Here is a 20,786-nt window from a genome sequence, read left to right as displayed (position 1 = left end):
TTAGTAATAATACGTAAATACAGCCCGGAGCAAAATATTGACACAAATAAAAGCAAAAGCTATTCTGATTCCAAGTGCCAAAGAAACTGAAAGGTAAACACCATGCCCCGACCATACAAATGCCGCCGCATAAGTGAAATACCCAAAGTAGCCTATTATAAGCCTGCCGGCATACCTCTTAGCCTGCTTGAGGAGAACCAGCTGTCTACCGAGGAAGCCGAAGCCCTGCGTTTAAAAGACCTGCTGGGGCTGGAACAGGCAGAGGCTGCCCGGCAAATGAATATCTCCAGACCTACTTTCCAGCGAATGCTTTATTCCGCCAGATACAAAGTAGCAGACGCCCTCTTAAAAGGTAAAGCCCTGCGGATAGAGGGGGGAGTTTTCGAACTGGACGCCCGTCCCTGCTGCCAGCGGCAAATACCTCCTTCCCAAACAGACCCTCCCGGACAAACCTAAGACCCGGAAACACTGTTTAATTCAGCTATTTCAGCGGCGGTCAGTTTTATATCCAGGGCTCTAAGGTTTTCACGTGCCTGCACCGGGGTACTGGCACCGGCTAAAGCGAAAACAGTGTCCCCCTGCCCGTAAATTACCCATGCCAAAGCTACCTGAGCTATATCCGCATTGTACCTGGCAGATATTTCAGAGAGCTTGGCGATAACCGGCATACTCTTTTCCAGCGCGCGACGGATAGTTTTACGGCGGATAAAAGGCACCATCTCCAGATACTCCGGATTACGCTGGTATTTACCTGAAAGAACACCCATGGCCAGCGGAGAATAAGCAATCAGGCTGATACCCAGTTCGCGGGCAGTCTCTAGCACCCCGTTTGTCTCAATCTGCCGGTCAAGCAGATTATACTTGACCTGATTTGAAGCCAGTGACAGGCCGTGTTTGTTTAAACGTTTCTGGGCAATACGCATCTGGGAAGCATTAAAGTTGCTGACGCCTATAGCCCGTATCCGGCCTTCTTTATACAAAGCGGCCATGTTATCCATCTGGGCATCAATGGAGGCAAAAAGCCCCGGGAAATGCACCTGATACAAATCTACCTTATACGGGCTTAGAAAGCCCTCACGTATGGGCAAAAGGGTCTTCAGAGAAGAGGCTGAGCGCATGGTAGGCTGCCATTTGGTAGCTATAAAACACTCACCCGGCCGGATACCCGCCTGCTTCAAAGCTTCGGCCAGAGACTCTTCGCTTTGCCCCATGCCATAAGCTTCGGCGGTATCAAACCAGTTTATGCCGCCCGCAAGCGAATTAAGCACAATCTCATTTACTTTGGCCTGGTTCAGCATACCCCAAACACCGATAGCCGCCCCCTTGCCGCGGGAGAACTGCCAGCTGCCCAAACCCAAAGGACTAAGCCCTATGCCCGTTTGACCAAGTTCACGGTAAGCCCATTTCTTATCTAAAATATTATCCATATCCGGCCGCTCCCGATAATCTTTATATACTTAACAGACCGCGTCTAAATGTTAGCCGCTGGGGCTGCCAAAGGCAAGCCCGAAGCCGCCAGCAAAACTGTAATCCGGCTCAGGGCATCTAATTTATCCCTGTTAATCCTCACTCTGCCGGACTAAAATCTGCAAGAAACCGGCCAATCTAATTCGGCAGGCAAACCAGCTCATTCTGGCGGATAAAACTCTGGATAAGAGGCTTAAGGAATGGATTTTTCAGCTGGCTCTCATAAGCTTCCAAGGCCAGCGTTTTCTGCTCCAATACTCCTTCAGAAAGGTCAAACCGAAGCCAGTTCTGGTCTTCATTTACCAGCGTAAGCGGGGGCAACAGATACAGATTAGAATTATAAACCCGCGGCTGGGGGAAGAAAATCCGGTAATGCACCAGATATTCGTAACACCGGATGCCGGGACTCACTTTCAAAGACTGCCCCACTGCCCTGCTTATGGCCGCGTGGTCATCATGGGCATCTTTGTGATGGGGATAAAATACAATATCCGGTGAAAATTCATTTATCAAAAGATTAAATGAGTCTACCAGGCGGGTAAGCGGCACTGACTGGAGACTGCCGTCTTTAAAGCCTAAAAACACCAGATTATCCGCCGGTACCCCCAGCAGACGGCAGGCATTCTCAAACTCCTGGTAGCGGATATCTTTATTTACGAACTTGCTGCCATCGGTAACCAGCACAATTTCCACCTCGGCACCGGCCTGACAGGCACTGGCAATATATCCCCCCAAAGCAATAGTCTCATCATCCGGGTGGGGTGAAAATATAAGTATCTTTTCGCCTGCCTGGGGTGAAGGCAAGTAATCCAGCTGTTTAATATACTGCTGGCCAAGCACATCCGGCACCGCCCAGAAGAAAAAAGTAACACCTGCCAGACAGATAAACATCAGGCTGAAAAGCAGTCCTGACCGTTTCTTTTTAAAATAATTCATCTTTATCAGTTTAGAAAATATAGCCGCCAAGTACAAGTGACAAAACCCGCATCCCTAAGATACCTGACACGGTTACGCCAGATAATATATAGCCTTTTGTCGTTATTTTTGCTATTATATGTTTGTCAGGCTATAGCTTGAACTTGGCTTGGAGACTTTGTGGCACATATGTTTAACAAAATCCACCCTGATGCGGCTGCCGATACCCGTCCCGCTAACCTGCAGCCATACCGGTTCTTTGATAAAATCCGCTCCCCTCTTTATATAAATGCCATTTTTCTGATGATAGCCGGCGGGGCAGGCGCCGCCCTCAGCTTTGTTTTCTGGATACTGGCCGCCCGTTTTTTTCCCCCGGCGGCGGTGGGGCTGGCCGGAGCTGCCATATCTGCCATGTCTTTGCTGGGTACTATTTCACATTTGGGGCTGGGGTTTGGGATTATCCGCTTTCTGCCCCAGAAGGCTTACCCGACTAAAAGCATTATAAACTCATCTATCAGCCTTACATTTATAGTCTCCATACTGGCTGGGGTTATCTTTTTACTGGGCTTGGGTTTATGGTCACCGGAACTTGTCTTTCTGCGTCAAAACCTGCTGCTGGCGGTTGCTTTTACCGCTTTTACCGCCGCTACTGCCCTTAATTCCATTGCAGATGACAGCCTGATTGCCCAGCGGCACTCGGGCTACTCTACCCTAAGGGTAATAACAGCCAGCGGACTGCGGCTGATATTGGTAGTTATTTTGGCAAGCCTTTTCCCGGAAAACGGGATTATTCTGGCCTGGGGTTTAGCCCTGATAGCCGCTTTGCTGGTGGCAATATTCGGCTTTATACCCAGAGTTTCAGAAGGCTTCCGCCCCGGTTTTGAACTCTGCACACCTTATATAAAATCAAGTTTCGGGTTTTCACTGGGCAACAATCTATCCCAGTTTTTAGGTTCAGCACCAGCCTTGCTCCTGCCCCTGCTGGTACTGGGTATACTGGGAGCGGAATCCAATGCCTATTTTTATATAGGCTGGAGTACTGCTGCCGCCCTTACCACCATCCCCGCCTCTGTTTCCACTTCCCTGTTCAGTGAGGGTTCGCATGATGAAAACGGCTTATCTACCCATATCAAAAAGAGCCTGAAGCTAAGCCTGGGGCTTATACTGCCGCTGGTCATAATATTTTTCCTGCTGGCGGATAAAATACTGCTCTTTTTCGGGCAGGAATACGCGTTGTCATCGGCCGGTTTACTCAGGATAATGATAATAGGCCTGCTGCCCCAAACCCTGAACGTAATCTATATGGGCAGCCTGAAAGTAAAAAAACGCCTGAAAGGGCTTATTGCCATGAACTGCCTGATTGCCGGATTAAGTTTAATACTAAGTTTCGGGCTTATACCGTCCATGGGTATCAACGGAGCGGGCCTGGCCTGGGTGATTGCCCAATCTGTCTGCGCTGTATATGTCAGCAGCAGACTATTTGCCAAGAGGAGTGCCCCGCTTAATGGCTAACCTAAAAGCGCCAAAGAGTATACTTGTAACCCTGCGGCAGAAACTTTGCTGCGGCTGCGGTATCTGTCAGGCGGTCTGCCCTGCCGGTGCTATAAAAATGCAGATTGACCCCCAGAAAGGCATTTACCTGCCGAAGCTGAACGAAGCCCTCTGCCAGAACTGCGGCAAATGCCTGAAAGCCTGCCCCGGCACAGGAATAAATCTGGATGAATACACCGAATCTCTTTTCGGCGGTAAATCACCCTTTTTAATTAAAAACAGCTGTTATACCGCTTTCAGCAGTGACAGTTTGCAGCGTCACCTTTCCACTTCGGGCGGAATAGCTACCACGCTGCTAGCTTATGCTTTGGAAACAGGCTTAATAGACGGGGCATTAGTCAGCATTGCACCCCCCTTTTCCCCCCTTACTCCCACAGGTTTTATTGCCCGTACGGCAGAGGAATTAAAACAGGCCGCCGGGTCTAAATACTGCCCGGTTGCCGCCAACACAGCCATATCAGAGATAGCCGCCAGACCAGGGCGTTATGCAGTGGCAGGCCTGCCCTGCCATATTCAGGCTATCCGCAAGGCAGAGCGCCAAAACCCGGTACTGCAAGAACGGATAGTGCTGCATCTGGGTATAGTCTGCTCAAGCACCATGAGTTTCAAAGGGACAGAATATATACTTAAAAAGCAGGGCATAAATAAAGATTCGGTAACAAGCCTTAGTTACCGCACCAACGGCTGGCCGGGGAATATGCGGCTGGAAACATGCGGCGGAACTACCCTCCGCTTGCCTTTAAAGGCTTACCACCCTTATCACGGACACGGTTTCTTCACCCCACGCCGCTGCCTGATATGCAATGACCAGCTGAACGAACTGGCGGACATCTCTCTGGGAGATGCCTGGCTGAAAGAACTGGAAAATGACCATGAGGGGACCTCGGCGGTGATTGTACGGGGCAGCACCGGACAGGGTTTTTACCAAAGCGCCGTCAAAAACGGGTGTATCAAATCCCAGCCTCTGGCCGCCAAGCGGGTAATGGAGTGGCGAAACAAGCGGCAGGATTATGCCGCCAAAAAAGCTGTCCTGCCCCTGCTGGGCTGGAAACTGCCCGAATACCCCGCCCCCCATCCGCCCGCCCGCAGGATAGCTTACCTGTATACTATTGAACAGGTCATAAACTACCATTTGGGCAGGACTAACTCCAGTCTGATTATAGAACCGGCCAAACATTTCTGGACAGGGCTTAGCGGCCTGGCCGAAAGGCTTATCGGGAAGCGGGCTTCCCGCGGCTGATTATTTCTGCCACTTTCTGCCCGTACAAAGCTGCCCTTTGGTTTATTACTTCCAGTCGCTCTTTTATTCGCTCACTTATTTCAGGGCGGTTGGCTGCCATATAGGCCAGTTTTTGCCTGAGAGTAGCCTGAATATCCTCTGCCTTTGGCATTTTAATATCTACCAGATAGTCAGACTGCCCCAAGTAATCCCCTAAAAGTTTCCAGTATTTTTCCTGATAGCCTAAAGTCAGGGTGGGTATAGCCTGAGACAAAGCGGCAATACTGGCGTGCATGCGGCAGCTTACAAAAATATTACACTCCCCTATCAGCCCCTTTATGATTTCAGACGGATAATCACCGTTAAATACCTGCACACTATCTTTGCGGTGCATCCGGCTGTATACCTCACGGCAGACCCGGCTGTCATCAGGGTGGACATGGGGAATAAGATAAATACGGGCAGCAAGCGTATCAGCCGCAAAATCAGCCAGAGAGGCTATCAGCCCAAGGTATATTTCGGGTTTATCTGCTGCCGAACCGGCAAATATATTCCCCAGTTCCATCTGAAACAAACTGGGTGAAATGCCTATAATCAGCCGGTTATCCTTAACCGCCTTTTCAGCGGTAAGCACCTCTTCCATCACCCGGGGCGGTGCAGGCGGCATCAGAAAGGCCATATCCGCCCCCAGATACAGGTTTTCAGGCTTAAGCCCAAGCTTAATCAGATAATCATAGCTGAGTTCATCCCGCAAAGCTACCAGCTTTGCTTTTGAGAGTATATACCTGCCCAGAAAGCGGCTGACGGGGGTATTGAAAGGCCCGATATCCACCGGGGCCGTCAGCAGCGGGCAGCCAAAGGCCCGCAAACCCGCCCAGCTTTTAAGCAGATTCAGGCAGACGCAGCTGAAACCGTAATCTGTCTCATTCAGACAATCCACATTTATATGCAAAAGGGCGGCATAACGGCGGTAAGGGTTTTTAGCCGGGCGAAGTTTATAATAAACAGCCTTAAGCAGGCTTTTTGGCATAAGCACCATGTAGCTGAAAATATTCAGCGTTTCAGAGCTGCCTTTTGCCCAGGGGTGGGGAATCAGCCGTAAACTGTTGCTTTCCAGATAGTTATATCTCTTAGGGGCAAAGCTGAAATAATCAAAGGTAAGCCCCGGCAGGCTTTCTCCCAGACAGTTTTCCAGACCGCGTACAATTGCCTGAAAGCCCCGGCTTTCAAAATCAGCGTTGGAAAGCACCAGTATAGACGGCGGACTGCCCGCTTTATTTTCTTTCACAACCAACCTCTTTGAGGCACACCATACCCGAAGCTACCTGGTCGGGGAAAAAATATGCCAGCGGGCTGAAAATTACCCCTGTCACCAGCCAGAAAGCCCAATGTACCGAGGCCAGTGCCGGCGAATGTTTTAAAAGATACGGCCACCATGCCCTTTCCAAACGCAGACGGTTACCCCGAACCAGATAGCCCCTTTCCCTGAGTTCAGCCGGCAAATACCCGCACTGGTGGGCAGAGCCGTCCCCATCATGATTGCCCTCTACTTCGGAAAAGCCTACCGGCGTACTTAAAATAACCCTTCTCCGGGCTATTTTCTCCAGCCGCAAAATAAGCGCTAACCCCTCATCTTTGGGCAAATGCTCAATAAGCTCCAGGCAGATAACCGTATCAAAACTTTTATCATCCAGATTCAGGCTGAGAATATCCTGACAGAAATACTGCTGATGGCTCTTTTTGCTTTTGGCATCTGCAATAAGTGCCGGGTTTATATCTACTCCGCAGGCACTGAATGACTTCCGGCGGTTTAGAAAAAGCATGGCAGACCCGCCACCGCAGCCTATATCCAGCACTTCCCCCTTTTCATTTCCAAGCCAGCGGCTGACCGTATTCAGGCGGGACAGAGGTATATACCCCCCATAGCGGTGGCTCAGGCTCAGCAGTTTTCTGATAAAAATTTTATTCATACTGACTCCCTGTAAATCCCCTCCAGACGGCCGCAGAGAACTTCCCAACTGAACTGCTCCTTGACCAAAGCTATTCCGTTAGCACCCATAGCAAACCGCCTGCCTGGGGATTGCAAAAATTCCAAAATCTGTTTGGCAAGTTCGGCTTCGTCAGCCGCTTTCACCAAAACGCCGTTTACCCCGTCTATAACCTGCTCACGTATGCCGGATATATTGGAAGCAATAACCCCGCAGCCGGAGGCCAGCGCCTGAAGCACCACCGCCGGTGATGATTCCGCCAAAGACGGCAGCACAAAAATATCTGCCGAAGCAAAGGCGGTTTGCAATTCGTCCTGGGGAAGGCTGCCGGTTAAAAACACAAAGTCCTCCAGCTTATATTCCTTTATCAATCCTTTGACCCTGCCGGGGTATCCGGCATGTTCCAGCGCATCCAGACCGTGTTCGGCTATCGGCCCGGCCAGTAAAAAAGCACACTCACGGAAACCGGCCTTGTTTACCACCAGATTGGCCGCCCTCACCAGGTATTCCACCCCTTTGTAAGGCACTATCCGCCCTACAAACAAAACCAACAGCCGTTCACCTATGCCATATTTAGAGCGGATAAGATTGCTCCGATGAGCAGGGTTGAAAGCCTCGGTGTCCACCCCGCAGGGAAGCAGCCCTATTTTGGCGGATTTCACCCGTTCCATCTCCAGTATGGCCTTAATCTGGGCTGACTGCACCAGAACCCTTTTGATATGCCTTATAACAAATATATCCAGTTTGCGGCTCATACGGTCTTTGAAGCTGCCCTTCTCCATCACCCAAACCGGCGAATGCAGGGTATAAATCATTTTCTGCCTTTGGGATGGCAAAACCAGCACCAGTATCAGCCCCACCAGCGTACGGTGTATATGAATAATCTCAAAACGGTTACGTTTTATATAACTGCGGGCTCTCAGACTGAAAACCAGCAAATTCAATACCGAATAAATATTGGCAAGCCACAAACTGGAAGACCGGTTTGTGGACATGCGGTGAATCCGGACTATCTCTACCCCTTCAATCCGCTCACTTTTAGCATCCGCCTTATCCGGGCGTATATCAAATATGACTACCTTATTGCCTCTGGCCGCCAGACAGCGGGCAGATTCAAATACATATTTTTCAATGCCGCCGTAACCCTCCGGGGGTATTTTCAGGCTGCCGCTGCCCAGATGGAGTATATTCATCAGATACCCCACTTCCAGCAAGGCCGGGGCGGCCGGTCCGGCGGGGGGCTGAAAACCAGCTCAGCTAGTCCGCATATCATACCCCAGCTTTGAAATACCAGTGCCAAAAGATGGAGAGATAGCGGACGGAACTTGAAATGCCCCAGCGAATAAACCAGACCATACACAGCCGGGAAAGGCGGCCAAAAACGCAGGATAAGCAAGCCGTTTTTCCAGGCCAGGCGTGAACGCCCCTTGCCGTACCAGATATACTGGCGGACCACATTTTGAAAAGTAGTGCGGTGGTGATGTTTGACCTGTACCGCCGAAACACCAAATACGCAGCCGCCGCTTAGGGCACGGCGGTTAAAATCTACGTCATCACCTGGGCTTATAAATGAATCAAAGCCGTACTTGAGGACTATCTCACGCTTAACCAGCCCTGCCCCGAACCAGATACCGGCCGGACTGGGGCGGCAGGAAAGAAAGTCCGATGCCGCTTTCTCCCAGAAATTTCCCCGCCCTGCCCCTTCGGTCTGGGCATATATGCCCTCAAGTCCGGATTTTTTCAGTTCAGCAAACATCCGGCTGAAAGCTTCAGGCGGCAGTTCCACATCAGCATCTACAAACATTATGTAATCCTGACTGGCTATTTCTGAGCCTATCTGGTGGGCAAAGCTGGTTCCCCTGCCCTGGTCACTTAAGATATTCCGGGTAAAACCGGCCGCCAGCGCAACTGTTTTATCAGTGGAGTTTCCGTCCACCAGTATTATCTCCCAAGGGTTATTCATACGGATGCTCTCCAGGCAGAGGCTGATAGTCTTTTCAGCATTTCTGGCACAAACTATTACAGACAAAGGCAGGCTGTCTTCCAATTCAGTTGGCCCCCTGATTAAAGTAAATATTCATCTCCCGGTTCTGGTAGATAAGCCCATACCCAGGCGAATCTTCAAGCACAGTTTCCAGAGCAGGCACATGCTGGCTGTCCCCATAGTAATAAACCCAGTCCACATCGGTACTCCTGCCTATTTGCAGGTACTGGGGATAACGGCCTGTATAGTCCTGCCCGACCAGCAAACCATCCTGCCAGTTTAGTTTTTTCAGCGAAAGATTCAGATAGTCAGGTTTTATATAGCTGATACCCCCGCTTATATAGCCCCGCTGAGTATAGTTTTCCAGGTATTGCCAGGCAGATACATCAAAACGGCTGACCATATCAGATACTGCCCCGTAGTGAGCCAGCAGATGCCCGGGAATAGCCACCAATAAAACGGCCACCATTATAAGGGTAGTCAGGCGGTTACGCAGCAGTTTAACCGTAAAATACGCAATGGGCACCAGCGAAAACAGAAATGCCCGCGTCCAGAATTCCGAACCGTAAAGCATACTGCATAAAATCACCGCTGCCACCCCTTCCAGAGCCAGCAGGGGGAAATCAAAACGGTGACGGTATTTGAGGGATAAAAGCACCCCCAAAACCGCCAGACCGGCAAATAAGCCTGAAAAGATAAATCTTACCTGAGATATTTGCAGGAATGCCGCTCCCGCTTCCCCACCGCTGCCTGCGGAGCTGAACTGGAAAAGGTTTTCAAGCTCAAAAGCCCGGTTAACAAACTCCGGCAATTGGGAATCAAACTGAGTGGCCGCCCCGTAAATAGTCCAGCAGCCCACCATTACTATTGCCAGAATACCCAGATTAAACCCCTTTACCAGACGGCTTAGGATTAAAGCCGCCACACACAGCAAAGCTGCCACCGAGGTCAGCAAATGAGTTACCGTAAGTGCCGCCAGCACCAGAATAACCACTACCCGGTGGGAAACGGCATTTCCCTGGGCAAGGGAAAAACCGGGGCTGGTGATAAGGGCCAAAAGGCAAATCAAAAAGAAAACCCCTACCCCCTGAGGCACAAAATAAATCTGGGCTACCCAGTTTGCCAGATAAAACACCCAGATAGCCGCAAAACGGTGATTGGGATTGGGGATAATATTCTTAAATAAACAGTACAGCGGAACAAACATCAATATCTGCATAAGGAAAGGCCCGTAAAAAGCCAGAAAATCCAGACAGGAAGTACCAGATACCGCAGACAAACTATAATCAAGTATAAAAAACCCCGGCCAGTTATGAAAGGTATAGGCGGCCGGGTCTATACCGCCGGTCTGGCTGATAAACTGGGTATTGGGGTAATAAATGCCATATGTCCACTGGGCAGAGACCGGGCTGGACTGCAGAATAACCGGGCTGAGCCAGAGCATAATCAACATTATAAAGGTATATAAACACAATAAACGGGTTTGCGGGGTGCGCATTTTCCAGAGAAATGCCGACCCTATACATAAAGATGCCACCGCCAAGACAAAAAGAAGCAGCGGCGGCTTAAGTATATTTTCTGTGTCAGGGCTGAAAGTGCTTCCCGCCAGGCTAAAACCCCACAAAACCAGCGCCAAAATGCCAAACAGCTTTGAAAACGAAAGCAAAAGGGCTTCGTTTTTCATCTTTTCAGCCTGAAATTAAAATAGCCGCCCAGCCAGGCCAGCTGAGCCAGCGGCAAATACCACAAATGAACCGGGTTGCAGTACCTGAAAGCCAGATACAAAGCCATAAAGGGAGAACCCAGACGTGACAGCACGCACGTAGCCCTTTTAGTAAAACCAGTACGGCATATCTTTAGATAAGCCGCATCACCCCGCCCCCAATTGACCCGCTGACGCCATAATTCCAAGGCGTTTGCCGGAGGGTAATGCCCAACCCGCCCGCAGTTTGCCCAAACCGCCTTGTACCCGGCATTAACAGCCCGTTTTGAAAGCATAATATCACCGGGATAGGCCAGTTTCGGGTGCAGATAATACAGGTATAATTCGGGAGCAAAACCGCCGGTTGCTTCCAGACACTGGCGGCTGGCTATAAAACACGGGCCGCTGGTATAGACCGCCCCAAAACCCACTACCCGGTGATACAAGCGCCCGAATAGTGAAGAGCTGGAATGGGCTAAAAGACGCATGCGGTGGTAGTCCCACCACTGCCCGGCACACCTGCCCAGGCGGCTTTTGTCCGGGCTGAAGGAATATACACCCACCAAGCCTATTTCCGGGTCGGTAAATGTATTAAGAACGCTGGTCAGGCTGGTATTATCCAGATAGGCATCACTGTCCAGAAAAAGCACGTATTCCCCGGAAGCTATGCCCAGGGCATACTGGTAACCGAAATAAACCCCTTTGCCGGGTTCAAAATATATCCTTACCGGATAATCCCCGGCTATATGGCAGGTTGCATCCGTGCTTTGGGCGTCCACTATGATAATTTCCCGGATAAGACTGCTGCGGTAAGCAGGCATAAGCGAATCCAGACAGTCTTTTATAGTAGAAGCACTGTTTCGGGTACAAATTACTACCGAAAGGCTCATTATATTTTCCAAGGCTAATCCCCGAACTAGACAGTTTCTTTTTCTATGCGGGCCTTTACCATACAGGAAAAGATATGCCCAAGGCTCAGGTGCACATCTTCCACCTGCCCGTAATCACAGCTGGAAAGGACTATGCAGCGGTCACAAAGCTCAAGCAGCTTTCCCCCGCCGAAACCGGTCAGCCCCACCGTAGAGGCACCGCATTCATTGGCGTATTCCACCGCCCGTACCACATTGGCCGAATTGCCCGAACAGCTGATAGCTATCAGCACGTCTCCCGGCTCTATCTGGCCGATAAGCTGCTCCGTAAAGATAGACTCATAATTAACATCATTAGCCAGAGAAGTGATAAAAGCCACATTGTCAGCCAGGCTGCAGGTGCGCAGGCGGGGTTTACCCCGGAGGGCTGTGCCTATCCGCAAATCACGGGCCATATGCGAAGCAGTAAAGGCGCTTCCCCCGTTGCCCACAATAAATATCTGGCGGCGGCGGCTATAAGCTTGATAAATCAGCTCCGCTACCCCGCTGATATCCTGGGCAGCCAGCTCTTCCAGACAATGGCTTAGACCCCCCAGGTACTCACGGAACAAACAGTCCATATCGCTTACAAGACTGGTTTCCGGTAATTCGGGCTTGTGCCCTTTGCCGTTGGCAACATCCGGCTTGCTGATAATCATAATTTACCTCCATTTGCATTCTGAAATTTACAAAACATAAATTATCTTGCTGCCCTCAGGTTCAAACTCAAAATCCACCTGCGGCAAATCTGAAAGCGCCCGGCGTACGGAATCATGGCTCTTGGGCGGGGCGCAGACCAGCAAAAAGCCGCCCCCGCCCGCTCCCAAAAGCTTGCCCCCGTAAGCACCGGCACTTAATGCAGACTGGTAACACTGGTCTATATACGGGTTTGAAATACCGCTGCTTAGATTCTTCTTGGCCAGCCATCCTTTATGTAAAATATTCCCCATGTCCTCCGGCAAAGCATGGTCAAGAAGGCACTCCCGGCAAGAAGCGGCCAGTCTGGTAAGGCAGGTTAAATTCTTAAAATTAGCCGGGCGGGTGGTATTGGACTGCTGTTCAGCCAGAATACTGCCTGCCTGACGGCAAGAACCGGTATAGAAAAGGAGCAGACTTTTATTTAAGTTTGCTTTAAGCTCCGCCTTAAGCGGCAGGGGTGAAACCCCCACATATTCGTCAGCTTCAAACCGGAAATAGCATATGCCCCCGTAAGCGGCAATATACTGGTCCTGCTTGCCGATAGGCTCTTTCAGGCAGTCTATCTCTATCCGGCAGGCCTGTCTGGCCAGTTCTTCAGCCGAAAGGAGTTTACCCTGATAAGCATAAAGGGCATTTAACAGACCGACCGTAAAAGTGCTGGACGAACCCAGCCCGGTACCGGCAGGTATATCCGCTATAGAGACAATCTCTATCCCCCCGCTTATACCGGTAAGTTTCAACGCCTCCCTGACAATGGGATGGCATATTTCATCAACCGTATTTACTATTTCGGTGGACGAGTAACTGACCCGGATAGTGCTGTCAAAACGTTTGTTGACCGTAATATACATGTATTTATTTATGGCGGTGCTTACCACCTCACCTGCTTTAAGGGAATAAAAAGCCTTAAGGTCTGTGCCGCCCCCCGCAAAGCTTATCCGGAATGGTGTACGGCTGATAATCATACCGGCTGGTTCTCCAGATAGTTGCAAAAGGTATATATGCCCTCTACCGTACCCACATCATAGAAACATTCCTTTACCGGATAGGCCAGCATCCGCTGGTTGTGAGCCAGCACCGGCAGAATAGCCCTCTCCAGCGAATAAGGTTTGTCCTTTTCCAGGGTGGCAAACAGGCTCTTCCGGAGAATAAGAGCCCCGGCATTTACAAACTTCAGTTCCGGCAGGTGGCTGTCTTTTTCATAACAGCTGACCAGCATATTTTCATCCAGTGCCACGTCATTGCGGGCATTTATACGCCCATGCCTGTTATCATAAACTGTCATAAGGGCATCACAATTATTTTGAGAATAGGTCTGCCAGGCCTGCCGGTAATCCATATCCAGATAGGTATCCCCGTTTATTACAAAAAACTCTTCTTCCAGGTAATCTTCGGCATTTTTCAAAGCCCCGGCCGTACCCAGCAGTTTTTCGGTTTCCTGACTGTAGGCCAGCTTAAGGCCGTATTCATCTCCCGACCCGAAACAATCTTTGACCATTTCACCCAGATGGCCTATGCACAAAACCACCCGGTCAAAGCCCTGTGATTTCAGCAAGCGAAACTGGTGGTGCAGAAAAGGACGCCCGGCCATGGGCAAAAGACACTTGGGAATGTTTTCAGTTATGGGTCTTAGTCTGGTAGCCAAACCGCCGCAAAGTATTACCGCCTGCATAGTCAAATCTCCTTCAGAGTTTCTTTGATTGCCAGTTTGACGGCTTGAAGTGAAGTAAACTTAGGTTTAAAGCCCAAAGTGCGGATACGGCTGATATCAAAGCGTACCTGAGGGGCATCCCCCTGCCAGCCGCGTTCCCCACCGCTATAGCTGTAGCAAACATTCTTAAGCCCCATTTCCGAGGCGACCAGACAGGCAATATCCCTGACTGCCACCGAATCAGGCGTACCCAGATTATATAAACCCAAATTTTTGGTTGATTTTTCAAACCCCAGCAACATACCGGCAACACAGTCACTAACGTGCAGATAAGGCTTGCTCTGGCTTCCGTCACCCAGCACTAACAGACTGGACGGGTTCTGGCGAAGACGGCTGACAAAATCATATATCACCCCGCTGTGCCGTCTGCTGCCCACAATATTGGCAAAGCGGAACATGGTGGCTTTCAGCCCGTAGAGATGGCTGTAAGCACTTATCAGCCCTTCGCCTGCCAGTTTGCTGGCACCATACAGGGAAATAGGCAAAAGCGGCCCGTAATCCTCATCCAGTACCGTCAGACCGCTCTCCCCGTACACCGCCGCACTGGAAGCAAATACCAGCCTGTCCACCCGGTTTCGGCGCATGGCTTCCAGCAGGTTATGGGTAGCCAGAGTATTATTCTCAAGGTCTATGCCGGTATCTTTGGCGCTATTCTGGACATTGGCATGGGCAGCCAGGTGAAATACCGTTTCGCAGCCTTTTACGGCTGAATCCAGCAGAAATTTGTCCGTAAGGTTTCCGTTTATTATTTCCAGTTTATCCCTTTGGCCGCACTTAAGGTTTTCGAGTGAACCGTTTGAAAGGTTGTCCATTACCCTTACCTTAAATCCCTGTGACAGCAGGGCATCTACCAGATGACTGCCGATAAAACCGCACCCGCCGGTGACTAACACTTCAGGCATTTACCGCCTCCTTGACTGATATAAATCTGGCTGAGGCCATTCCGCGTATATAACCCCAGCCGGTAGAACCCAGAATATTTAAGGTGGTCAGAATAGTTAAAGCAGACCGGCGGGGTTTGAGAGGCAGATTTAGCAAGCTGAGGGGAAGCAGACGGAGAAAAATCCGCCTAAGCAAACCCAGTTCTTCAGATAAAACCCCTGCCCCGCTTGTTTCTTTGCCCAGCCTGTATTTAAAAACCGCCTTGGTATACCCTTCCCAATAAGCCCTCTTGGCAATAAAACCCGGCTTCAGCCGGTAACGGTATACCCGGTGCATAACTTTTACTTCGGGTGCGTAAAGGATATTCAGGCCGCTTTGCCGGCAGATACGCAGGCAAAATTCGGTATCCTCACCCACCAGTTCTGACTTGCCCTTTTTACCCCCGCCCTTAGCGCCCAGTTCGGTATCAAAGCCCTGCCCGTTACTGAAAGCCTGCCGCCGAAAAGCCATATTGGTTCCCCAGGCGTTTCTGATATAGCCGCGGCTGCGGGGAAGGCAGGGCATAGTGCTTATGACCCAGTTAAACTCCGCCGGAAACCAGCTGAGTCCGGGGTGTTCCCACCAGGGCAAGGCCGGGCCGGTAAGCCCTATGATTTTTTTATCCTCCCTAAAACAGCAGGCGATACAGCCAAGCCACTCCGGTGAAGCGGCCGCATCATCATCTATAAAAGCTATTATTTCCCCCTGTGACTTCTCCACCCCCAGGTTGCGGGCACTGGCCAGCCCCGGCAGACCGTCATTGAAAAAGAGCTTGAAATTACGGCTGTAAGGGTGCTGCGAAAGACAGCGGTTCAGGTTGGAAAAAAGCTGGCTGGATTTTTCAATAACCAGTATTACTTCAAAATTGGTATAAGCCTGGGATTTAAGGCTGTCTATGAGGGATAACAGGTCGGTATAACGCTCCATGCTGTATGCTGAAACCACTACCGAAATAAACGGGTCAGCCATTAACGCTCTCCCGCAGTATAGTCCGCAAGATGCGGGCGCCATCATGGAAACTGCGGAGTTTACCCGCCCCTTCCAGCCTTTTTGCTTCGTAGCTGGGTACTTCCTTTACTTTCAAGCCCTTGCGGGTGGCCCGGATATACATTTCGGTATCTATCTCAAACCCGTCACTTTTCAAACACAGGCTTCCCAGTATCTGGCGGCGGAAGGCATGGTAACCGTAAACCAGGTCTGTATAACGGCAGCCGCACACCAGATTAGCCATTTTGGTAAAGACAAAATTGCCAAAACGGCGGAAGAGCGGCATATCCGAAGTGCCACCGCCCCGGCAGAAGCGCGAACCTTTGACCATCTGATACCCGTCAAACAGAGGCCCCACATAGCAGGGAATCTCCTCCGGAGCCAGTGACCCGTCTGCATCCAGAGTAACCACTATATCCCCGCAAGCAGCTTCAAAACCCGCCCGCATGGCATCACCCTTACCCCGGCCAGGCTGATTTATGACCTTTATTTCCGGCCATAGCCGCAGGGCATTTTCAACAGTTTTATCAGTAGACCTGCCGTCCACCAAAATAACTTCGGCAATACCCGGCACGCACCTTAAGCGGGGCAGAACACTGCAGATATTTTTTTCTTCATTCAGGGTGGGTATAACTACCGAAACAGACGCCTTGCCCAGTGCATCCGCCAGCACCCAATCCACCGCGGCTGAAATATCACCTGCCAGAAAAGAGGGGCGGCTGTCAACAGAAATTTCCAGCTTAAAATAATCTGTTTCGGGCAAAGTATACGGCACCAGCACCGCCTGGCAGCCTGAACGGTTGGCCGCCTGAATATCTATCAGCCGGTCACCTATAAAGTATGAACCGCTGATATCCAGGCCGTATTTTGCAACTGCCTGGTCAATAAGGCCGGTGGCCGGTTTACGGCAGGTGCAACTCTGGGCAGGGTGATGCGGACAGTAAAAAATATCATCCAAATGAGCACCGAAATAGCCCAAATCTTCTTTGAGCTTGTTGTGGATTTCGCCTAAAGTCTCTTCCGAAAAATAGCCTCTGGCAACCCCGGACTGGTTTGTAATCAAAATGACCAGGAAGCCCTGGTCATTCAATCGTCTAATAGCTTTGCCCGCCCCTTCCAGCAAGCGTATCTTTCTAGGGGAATTGCAATACGGCACGTCTTCTACAATTGTGCCGTCACGGTCAATAAATACAGCCTTTTGGTTCATTTGTACCCTGTTTTTCGCTTATTGTCACTATAATAAGACCATCAGGTGCCATTTGTCAATAGTTTTTGCCTAAATATTACGCTTTGTCATGGTCATTTGGCATATCTGGCAATTACCCAAACTTCTCTCAGCTTCGCAATCAAAAATGCTTTGACGAACAGCCAAAAGTGGCTTACACTAAGCTCCGGATATTTAAGAGAGCCTAATATGATAAAAATCTGCCTGATAGGTGACTTTAAAACCTGCCCTGACCGCAGCATCTACAAGATGGCGGCCCAGCTGGCTGATTCTCTCTCTAAAGAAAAGGGGATATCCCTGCTGCCCTGTCCCAGGGAACACTTTACCCGCCCCCGCAGTTTAAACCGCATCCGCCGTTTCCAGCCGGATATAATCCATTTGCTGGGAAAGCCGGATCCCGCCGAACTTTTCCGCCTGAAAATGGCCAAACTGTCTGCCCCCCGTGCCAAAACGGTTATTTCCGCCCAACAGCCTGTTAAAACCCGCACCGTCAGGAATATGCTTTCTTATGTAAAGCCGGACCTGGCCATCTGTTTATCCCAAAAAAGTGCCGGTTTTTTCGGGGAGTGCGGGGTAAAAACCGTTATCTTGCCGAATGGGGTGGATATGACTAATTTCAGGCCGGTTTCCCCTGAAACCAAGGCCGAACTCCGCCGGCGGTATTGCCTGCCCCCAAATAAGCTCCTGCTGCTTCACGTAGGGCCTGTACGGGCCGGTCGGGGAGTGGACTTGCTGAGGCGGCTGCAAAACCCGGATACCCAGGTGATCATGGCCGTGTCAAATCCGGGTATTTTCAACCGGACACTGCTGGAAAGCCTGAGGAAAAGCGGCTGCATGATTCTGACCAGTTTCCGCCCCAATATTGCAGATTTATATGCTCTGGCAGATTGTTATATTTACCCCATGCTGCCGGAAGAAGATGCCAATTACCAGATTTTTTCCAGCGAAATGCCTCTGTCGGTGCTGGAAGCCATGGCGGCCAATCTGCCGGTTATAACCACCCCCTTCGGGGCGCTGCCGGAAATGTTTCCTGAGGGAGACGGACTATACTATGCCCAAGATGATTTTGAATTTTTAAAGGCCTTTCAGGCCTATACTCAGGGGACACCGGTAAAGACCCGCACCAAGGCGGAAATGTGCAGCTGGCCGGAAGTAATTAACCGCCTGAAAGAAGTTTACACAAAGCTCTTAAATGAAAAGATTTAGCCTAAGCCGCACTGAACACCAGCTTTAGCGGCTGAGAAAAAACAGCTTCTTCACCCGCATAAAGCCAGATTTCCAGTATCTGGTTATCTCCGGCTTCGGGCGGGGCAAAATAAAGCTCAAGTGATTCGGCCGCACCCGCCGCCACATCCACCAAACCATCAAATTCCCCGCCGTCTGCCAGGGAAAATATATACAGTTGCCCGTTAATAAAGGCCTCCACCCGGTAGAGTGTACCTGACTGGCCGTTATTGGAGATGACCAGTTTAAGGCGGGCTAAGTCAGCTTCCACAGCAGGCTGGTTGCCATACTTAACAGCGGACACCTGCCCGTTACTTAGAATAAACAGCTCCGGAAAATTTTCGGCGGTATCATCTATTCCCAGCAGATAAAACTGGGTAAACTCAGCCGGTGAATAAGCTTGAACCAGACGCTGAACGGCAAAGCCCCCCGCCCCCAGCAGGCAAACCGCCAGAAGCACATTTAAAAAGACCTGGGCGGTGCTTTTCGGCGTTTGTTTTTTGGTATCAGGCGGAACCAGTATCAGGCCGGGCTTTTCATCTGGCGGCAGGTGCTGCCTTCGGGCAATAGCCGCCAGACAGAAAACAAGGCTGAAGCCGCCAAGCGTATAGAAAACACTTTCCTGATTTAGCCCGGCCGTATAGTTTAAAACCAGCCCGGCCAGCATGGAGACTGACAGACTGAGTGCCAAACTCACCATAAGCCGTGATGAGCGGCTGAGGCTAAGCTTAGAGGGGTACAGGACTGATGCCAGGGCATAACCCGGCACTATCAGGACCAGCGGCAGGCCAAATAACAGCCGCAAAGGCAGTACCCAGCCACCGTTAAAGGCCAGCACACCTAACCCTATAAACAGTATCAGCAGATAAAAATCATACCGGCGTAAAAAATTCATCCCGAAAGGCCTGCCCCATAAGCACAGTAATTGACACTATAATAGACTAAGCGGCACATAGAGGCAAGCCTTTTGGACTTTTGGGTTTTATTGCATAAAGAGCTCAAAGCGCTCTTTGTCTGCTTTGCAGATAGGGCACTGGTCAGGGGCTTCATCACGCCCGCACAGATACCCGCAGACCCGGCAGCGCCAGACAGGATATGCAAGACTAGCAGGTGCCTGGGCAGTTTTTGCTTTTGGCAGGGTTTTGGGTGCATGGCGGCGTTCCGGAACCGGCTGAGGCTTTTTTTCACCTTTGGCAATTTGGCTGTCAACGTAGAGCGCACAGTAGCAGCTGCCAAATTCGTTTATATCTGCATCACGGTAATCACACGGGCAAATAATATCCAAATCAGCTTTCCGGTTACCCTCTGCCAAACGGCAGGGGCAGGACTGATAACCATAACGCTGGCGGTTGGCCAGCAAGCCCTCTGCCAGCATTTTGACAAAAGCGTTATCCGGGTTCAGGTGATAACCCGAAGCCTCAGCTTCACTTCTTAGGCGCAGCTGGAACAGGGCTAAATCTTCGGCTGGTTCGGGAAGCTGCTGACTCATGCTTTCAGAGCCTCCCGTATTTCGGCTTCCTTATAGCCTATTATCACTTTGCTTCCCCCTATCAGCATAGTGGGAAAAGATTTTGACGGGTTAAGGGCGCTAAGCTCTGTTACCGCTTTATCCCTCTCAGACCCGGTAAGCAAATCAACATATTCAAATTCATAAGCCACTCCCAGTTCAGCCAGAAGCTGGCGGGTCAGGCGGCACCAGCCGCAGGTGCTGAGAGCATAAAGTTTAATCTCCCCGGCATTTTTACCCGTAACTTTTTCCATATACGACAAATACCTCCTATCCGGACTAATACGGCACTCAGTGTGCAAACAGACTGCTTAAAACGGCGGCAAATCTTTTATCTGTAAGGCATCCGCCTGTATAAGAAATATATTACTACTAAATGAAACCCGGTGAAATAGCATAAGCGGCAGGCGGAGGCATATAAAAAAGCCTGTATTTGATTATCCTAAGCAGACTTGCCCTCAATACAGTAGAAGCCGCCCGGTTCAGCTTCGGACAGCTGGTGTTTGGCATATATTTCGCAGCTGCCGCAGATACACGGTTTGCTGCGGTCAATTCCTTTGCAGACAGACTTCCCGTTAAGGCAATATGCCTTGGGTATTTTATGGGGATTGAGGGGTATTTCCCTAAAGCTGGTTTTCAGCCCGGCCATTTGGGTGCGGACACATTCACTCTGGTTCTGAACGGGACATTTATGGCAGACGCATTTATTTATGATATCCAGATTAAAAGATATTTGCATGCTCACTTTCATTCCTCCCGGTATGGCAGGACATATCAT

General features: G+C 50.4%; 22 protein-coding genes. 4 read left to right on the top strand and 18 right to left on the bottom strand.

Annotated features, from left to right (window positions below; translation table 11 throughout):
• Nucleotides 1–102: 102 nt before the first annotated feature.
• Entirely contained in the window at nt 103–456 is a 354-nt protein-coding gene (locus DET_RS01225; protein ID WP_010936021.1) for a DUF134 domain-containing protein, read from the top strand.
• Here DET_RS01225 and DET_RS01220 read toward each other — a convergent pair.
• Complete coding sequence (locus DET_RS01220; RefSeq protein WP_010936020.1) at nt 453–1,427, bottom strand: aldo/keto reductase; 975 nt, start codon at nt 1,425–1,427, stop codon at nt 453–455. The two genes, DET_RS01225 and DET_RS01220, sit on opposite strands and share 4 nt — an antisense overlap.
• A gap of 178 nt (nt 1,428–1,605) precedes the next feature.
• Nucleotides 1,606–2,403, bottom strand: a complete 798-nt coding sequence (locus DET_RS01215) for a PIG-L deacetylase family protein (RefSeq protein ID WP_234943828.1) — start codon at nt 2,401–2,403, stop codon at nt 1,606–1,608.
• A gap of 168 nt (nt 2,404–2,571) precedes the next feature.
• Between DET_RS01215 and DET_RS01210 the strand changes: the two genes are divergently transcribed.
• Both DET_RS01210 and DET_RS01205 read left to right on the top strand, forming a co-directional pair.
• The gene (locus tag DET_RS01210) at nt 2,572–3,894 is read left to right on the top strand and encodes a lipopolysaccharide biosynthesis protein (RefSeq protein ID WP_010936018.1); all 1,323 of its coding nucleotides are present in this window, start codon (nt 2,572–2,574) and stop codon (nt 3,892–3,894) included.
• Nucleotides 3,887–5,173: a Coenzyme F420 hydrogenase/dehydrogenase, beta subunit C-terminal domain gene (locus DET_RS01205; protein ID WP_010936017.1), complete on the top strand. Its 1,287-nt coding sequence runs from the start codon at nt 3,887–3,889 to the stop codon at nt 5,171–5,173. The genes DET_RS01210 and DET_RS01205 overlap by 8 nt, the downstream gene beginning before the upstream one ends.
• Here the strand turns inward: DET_RS01205 and DET_RS01200 are convergent.
• Genes DET_RS01200 through DET_RS01145 form a run of 12 tightly spaced genes read right to left on the bottom strand, consistent with a single transcriptional unit; the run spans nt 5,145 to nt 17,259 of the window.
• A complete protein-coding gene (locus DET_RS01200) occupies nt 5,145–6,440 on the bottom strand; it encodes a polysaccharide pyruvyl transferase family protein (RefSeq protein ID WP_010936016.1) in 1,296 nt (431 codons plus the stop codon). The two genes, DET_RS01205 and DET_RS01200, sit on opposite strands and share 29 nt — an antisense overlap.
• A complete protein-coding gene (locus DET_RS01195) occupies nt 6,427–7,122 on the bottom strand; it encodes a class I SAM-dependent methyltransferase (protein ID WP_010936015.1) in 696 nt (231 codons plus the stop codon). Before DET_RS01195 ends, DET_RS01200 begins: the two co-directional genes overlap by 14 nt.
• Nucleotides 7,119–8,333 carry a glycosyltransferase family 4 protein gene (locus DET_RS01190; protein WP_010936014.1) on the bottom strand — a complete coding sequence of 405 codons (1,215 nt, stop codon included), beginning with the start codon at nt 8,331–8,333 and terminating at the stop codon, nt 7,119–7,121. Before DET_RS01190 ends, DET_RS01195 begins: the two co-directional genes overlap by 4 nt.
• Complete coding sequence (locus DET_RS01185) at nt 8,333–9,187, bottom strand: glycosyltransferase family 2 protein (RefSeq protein WP_041223309.1); 855 nt, start codon at nt 9,185–9,187, stop codon at nt 8,333–8,335. Before DET_RS01185 ends, DET_RS01190 begins: the two co-directional genes overlap by 1 nt.
• 1 nt (nt 9,188) lies before the next feature.
• The gene (locus tag DET_RS01180) at nt 9,189–10,808 is read right to left on the bottom strand and encodes a hypothetical protein (RefSeq protein WP_010936012.1); all 1,620 of its coding nucleotides are present in this window, start codon (nt 10,806–10,808) and stop codon (nt 9,189–9,191) included.
• The gene (locus DET_RS01175) at nt 10,805–11,728 is read right to left on the bottom strand and encodes a glycosyltransferase (RefSeq protein ID WP_234943827.1); all 924 of its coding nucleotides are present in this window, start codon (nt 11,726–11,728) and stop codon (nt 10,805–10,807) included. Before DET_RS01175 ends, DET_RS01180 begins: the two co-directional genes overlap by 4 nt.
• 14 nt (nt 11,729–11,742) lie before the next feature.
• Nucleotides 11,743–12,393 (bottom strand): SIS domain-containing protein, encoded by a 651-nt coding sequence (locus DET_RS01170; protein ID WP_010936010.1) that lies wholly within the window; start codon nt 12,391–12,393, stop codon nt 11,743–11,745.
• A 27-nt stretch (nt 12,394–12,420) separates the two neighbouring features.
• The gene (locus tag DET_RS01165; RefSeq protein ID WP_010936009.1) at nt 12,421–13,398 is read right to left on the bottom strand and encodes a GHMP kinase; all 978 of its coding nucleotides are present in this window, start codon (nt 13,396–13,398) and stop codon (nt 12,421–12,423) included.
• Nucleotides 13,395–14,105 (bottom strand): nucleotidyltransferase family protein, encoded by a 711-nt coding sequence (locus DET_RS01160; protein ID WP_010936008.1) that lies wholly within the window; start codon nt 14,103–14,105, stop codon nt 13,395–13,397. The genes DET_RS01165 and DET_RS01160 overlap by 4 nt, the downstream gene beginning before the upstream one ends.
• Nucleotides 14,106–14,107: 2 nt before the next feature.
• Nucleotides 14,108–15,046: an NAD-dependent epimerase/dehydratase family protein gene (locus DET_RS01155; RefSeq protein WP_010936007.1), complete on the bottom strand. Its 939-nt coding sequence runs from the start codon at nt 15,044–15,046 to the stop codon at nt 14,108–14,110.
• Entirely contained in the window at nt 15,039–16,034 is a 996-nt protein-coding gene (locus tag DET_RS01150; RefSeq protein WP_010936006.1) for a glycosyltransferase family 2 protein, read from the bottom strand. Before DET_RS01150 ends, DET_RS01155 begins: the two co-directional genes overlap by 8 nt.
• Nucleotides 16,027–17,259 carry an HAD-IIIA family hydrolase gene (locus DET_RS01145; protein ID WP_010936005.1) on the bottom strand — a complete coding sequence of 411 codons (1,233 nt, stop codon included), beginning with the start codon at nt 17,257–17,259 and terminating at the stop codon, nt 16,027–16,029. The genes DET_RS01150 and DET_RS01145 overlap by 8 nt, the downstream gene beginning before the upstream one ends.
• A 207-nt stretch (nt 17,260–17,466) precedes the next feature.
• On the opposite strand from DET_RS01145, the gene DET_RS01140 reads away from it, so the two are divergent.
• Nucleotides 17,467–18,483, top strand: coding sequence for a glycosyltransferase family 4 protein (locus DET_RS01140; RefSeq protein WP_041223308.1), 1,017 nt, complete (start codon nt 17,467–17,469; stop codon nt 18,481–18,483).
• A 1-nt stretch (nt 18,484) separates the two neighbouring features.
• Here the strand turns inward: DET_RS01140 and DET_RS01135 are convergent, their stop codons facing one another.
• The 4 genes from DET_RS01135 to DET_RS01120 form a co-directional block, all read right to left on the bottom strand.
• Entirely contained in the window at nt 18,485–19,396 is a 912-nt protein-coding gene (locus tag DET_RS01135) for a DUF1616 domain-containing protein (RefSeq protein WP_010936003.1), read from the bottom strand.
• Between the two features lie 87 nt (nt 19,397–19,483).
• Nucleotides 19,484–19,990, bottom strand: a complete 507-nt coding sequence (locus tag DET_RS01130; protein WP_010936002.1) for a ferredoxin-thioredoxin reductase catalytic domain-containing protein — start codon at nt 19,988–19,990, stop codon at nt 19,484–19,486.
• Nucleotides 19,987–20,262 (bottom strand): glutaredoxin family protein, encoded by a 276-nt coding sequence (locus DET_RS01125; RefSeq protein WP_010936001.1) that lies wholly within the window; start codon nt 20,260–20,262, stop codon nt 19,987–19,989. The genes DET_RS01130 and DET_RS01125 overlap by 4 nt, the downstream gene beginning before the upstream one ends.
• A gap of 188 nt (nt 20,263–20,450) precedes the next feature.
• Nucleotides 20,451–20,747 carry a DUF2769 domain-containing protein gene (locus tag DET_RS01120; protein WP_080505025.1) on the bottom strand — a complete coding sequence of 99 codons (297 nt, stop codon included), beginning with the start codon at nt 20,745–20,747 and terminating at the stop codon, nt 20,451–20,453.
• Between the last annotated feature and the right edge of the window lie 39 nt (nt 20,748–20,786).

It is taken from the genome of Dehalococcoides mccartyi 195 (assembly GCF_000011905.1).
GTDB lineage: Bacteria > Chloroflexota > Dehalococcoidia > Dehalococcoidales > Dehalococcoidaceae > Dehalococcoides > Dehalococcoides mccartyi.
This window is presented reverse-complemented; position numbering and strand designations above follow the sequence as displayed.